2 protein-coding genes are annotated in these 1315 nt (G+C 35.0%); both read left to right on the top strand.

The annotated features are described in order from the left end of the window. Window positions 1-42 precede the first annotated feature (42 nt). On the top strand, window positions 43-441 hold the full coding sequence (locus ACFQ0R_RS11825; RefSeq protein ID WP_379658592.1) for a transposase: 399 nt from the start codon (window positions 43-45) through the stop codon (window positions 439-441). Between the two features lie 8 nt (window positions 442-449). Beyond that, entirely contained in the window at window positions 450-1286 is an 837-nt protein-coding gene (locus ACFQ0R_RS11820; RefSeq protein ID WP_379658591.1) for an IS3 family transposase, read from the top strand. Window positions 1287-1315 lie beyond the last annotated feature (29 nt).

Below are 1315 nucleotides of genomic sequence, written 5' to 3'. Positions count from 1 at the left end.
TGTACGTCCCTGATATAGGTTGACCACTTAAAGTCAATTTATATGAAAGCCAATGTAAAATTAATTCAAAAGCAGCGTAGTTTTTCGGAAGAGTTTAAGCGTTCCATTGTTAAAGATTTTGAAAGCGGTAAATTTAGCGTATTACAGCTTGAGCGATTACACCAAATCAAATCCCCGATCATTTACAGGTGGATCTACAAATATTCTCAAGTTAATGAACGTGGTCAACGCATAGTAGAGATGAAAGACAGTAGCACCAAAAAATTAAAACTATTAGAGCAGCGCATTAAAGAACTGGAGCAAACCGTTGGTAAGAAACAAATTCAGATAGATTACCTCGAAAAAATGATTGATGTAGCTAAAGATGAGTTAGATATTGATATTAAAAAAAACTCCAACACCCCACAGTCGAATGGTTCCGCAAAAACCAAGAAAAAATAAGCTTTTCTATGAATCAGTTATATCAAACTATAGGGATAACCAAGCAAGCTGTTCATCAATATGCTAAGCGTCAAGCTATATTTAATCAAAAAATAGCGAACTTGGTTATAGAAGCAGATGACCTGAGAGAAGCTCATCCAGGCTGTGGGGTGGAGAAAATGTATGATACTCTACGCCCTGACTTTATTGGAAGAGATAGATTTGTAGAGACCTTTATGGAATTAGGCTATCGTTTAAAACAAAAGAAAAACTATAGACGGACAACCTATTCAACGAAGATGTATTATCCTAATTTAATTAAAGGGATGATAGTGTCTAAACCTTCTGTTATATGGCAGTCTGATATCACTTATATCCATGCTGGTAATAAGTTCTATTATGCTGTATTTATAATAGATGTCTACACCAAGAAAATAGTGGGTTATACAGTCTCAGATCACATGAGAGCTGTAGCCAACATAAAGGCTCTGAAGATGGCTTTGAAAGAGAATGAAGCTCCTGAAATACATCATTCAGATCGGGGTAGCCAATATATTTATAATGGATATGTAGCTCTTTTGAAAGCGAATGGCTGTAAAATAAGCATGGCTAAAACAGCCCAAGATAACGCTTATGCTGAGCGAATAAACAGAACGATAAAAAATGATTACTTGGAATACTGGAATCCCAAGAGCTTCACCCAGTTAAAGCGAATGGTGAAAAAGGCGGTCAATCATTACAACACAGAAAGACCACATAATAACATCGGAAAGTTAAGTCCGGTAGAATTCGAAAAAAGATTGTTGATGAAAAGTACTTTTCATCAACAATCAATTACTATTTTTAATAATGAAATTAATGTTTAATAACGGTCAACTTTAATCAGGGAAGTTCA

The organism is Psychroflexus salinarum, assembly GCF_042677225.1.
Classification (GTDB): domain Bacteria; phylum Bacteroidota; class Bacteroidia; order Flavobacteriales; family Flavobacteriaceae; genus Psychroflexus; species Psychroflexus salinarum.
The sequence above is the reverse complement of the archived record's forward strand: the minus strand, read 5'-3'. Positions and strand labels throughout refer to the sequence as shown.